We start from the raw sequence: 1756 nt of genomic DNA on the forward strand, positions 1-1756 counted from the left end.
GCCCTTGTCAGGGGAGGGAGACGCGCCCCATGCCCGACTTTCAAATCGAGCGCATGTCCTACAAGCTGGCAGTACAGACCGGCTTGTCAGGACATCACCTCGCCCCGCAGAAAGCCAACGCCGTCGAATGCCCCTCCTCGTTCGTCACGCCTCTCTCGCGGCGGTCTCTCCACCCGCGTGATCGGGTGGCCTGCGGTCTGGCCGGGGTGTGGCGCGGTTGAAAAGCGGGCTGCCGGGGGCCGTTGTGTGCACGGCTGTTTTCACAAGCATCTGTTTTATAGAGTTTTATTTTTTACGCCGATTTCCTCGACGATTACGCCAACTCGCGCGATTTTCCCGCCAACCCGCGCAACTCTTGATCCACCTGGCGCAGACCCAGAGAGATGCTCCGCAAAGTTCGGGCGACACGCCTTGAAGTTCGAGCGATTTCGTCGGAGCCCTGCGCCAGGTCTTCCAAGCCCTGCGACGCGCCCCCTGATGATTGCGCCACGCTCCTTGGCGTTTGCGCGGGTTGGCTGGAAAACTGCTCGGGTTGGCGGGAAAGTCGCGCGGGTCTCCTCAGTGATTTCGCCACACTCCGCGACGTTTGCGCGGCACGCCTCGGCGACTGCGCCGCCCTCCGCAATACTCGCGCGGCCCGAAAAACGGTTGTTGTGACATGGCTGCCGGTTTTTTACCTGTCGCCAGCAATTTTTTCCCCGTGACAAAAAGATCGCCTCGCGGGGCTGTCGGAGTTTCTGCCCTGGCCGGCCGGGGCATGGGCGCGCCCCCGGGCAGCCGGGCCGTATCCACCACCGCCGACGTAACACCTAAGAGGTATGATCTGGGCTGCATCAGTTCAACGGCGCCACGATCATGTCCGACTCTTCCAGCAGTTCTGCGCATCGGCTTCCCGATTACCTCCGCAACACCTACAGCTGGGCTTATCTCGACCATCGCACCATGCCGTGGCTGGACCGCCCGGTGGTGGTGTCGGCGATCCTGTGGGGCAACGCGAGCCGGCTGATGGATGCCGCGGTGGGCGAGTTTGCGCCCGGCCAGCGGGTGCTGCAGGCGGCGGCGGTGTATGGGGATTTCTCGCCCCGGCTGGCGCGGCGGCTGGGCGACGGCGGGCAGCTCACGGTGGTGGATGTGGCGCCGATCCAGATCGCCAACACGCGCCGCAAGCTGGCGCCGTGGCCGGAGGCCCAGGCCCGGGTGGCCGACCTCACCGAGCCGGTGGGGGCGAGCTTCGATGCGGTGTGCTGCTTCTTTTTGCTCCACGAGGTGCCCACCTACGCGCGCCATCGCATCGTCACCAACCTGCTCGAGGCGGTCGAGCCGGGCGGCAAGATCGTGTTCGTGGACTACCACAAGCCGCGCTGGTGGCACCCGATGCGGCCGGCGATGGCGCTGGTGTTCCGCTATCTCGAGCCCTTCGCCAACGCGCTGCTGGCCGAAGAGATCGCCACGATGGTGCCGCAGACGGCCGAGTTCGAGTGGACCAAGGAAACCTTCTTCGGCGGGCTGTACCAGAAGGTGGTGGGCGTGCGGCGCAGCTGATTGCTGCCGCCGGGCTTGAAGCCCGTCCCCACCTCCCAGCCCGGCAGCCGACGCCCGGGCGGGTCACCCCTTTCTCCGCCGCACACCGCGCCCTTCGCGGGCCACGGCATTCCTGTCGCCCGCCGCCTTCGACACGCCCAGCCCCCCGCCGCCTGGCCGCCAGCCCACCCCCGGATCTCGACGACACCAAGCCATCGGGCCGGGCTGGAGCCGG

General features: G+C 66.7%; 2 protein-coding genes. Both read left to right on the forward strand.

The window, feature by feature from the left end; translation table 11 throughout:
* Nucleotides 1–29 precede the first annotated feature (29 nt).
* Entirely contained in the window at nt 30–221 is a 192-nt protein-coding gene (locus ZRA01_RS20150; protein ID WP_141355155.1) for a hypothetical protein, read from the forward strand.
* 634 nt (nt 222–855) lie between these two features.
* Nucleotides 856–1542 (forward strand): rhodoquinone biosynthesis methyltransferase RquA, encoded by a 687-nt coding sequence (gene rquA, locus ZRA01_RS20155; RefSeq protein WP_141355156.1) that lies wholly within the window; start codon nt 856–858, stop codon nt 1540–1542.
* The last annotated feature ends 214 nt before the right edge of the window (nt 1543–1756 follow it).

Origin of the sequence: Zoogloea ramigera (assembly GCF_006539865.1) — a bacterium.
GTDB classification, from domain to species: Bacteria; Pseudomonadota; Gammaproteobacteria; order Burkholderiales; family Rhodocyclaceae; genus Zoogloea; species Zoogloea ramigera.

Coding starts and splice junctions, on each gene's coding strand:
- ZRA01_RS20150 (WP_141355155.1), top strand. CDS start 30: ATGCCCGACTTTCAAATCGAGCGCATGTCCTACAAGCTGGCAGTACAG.
- rquA (WP_141355156.1), top strand. CDS start 856: ATGTCCGACTCTTCCAGCAGTTCTGCGCATCGGCTTCCCGATTACCTC.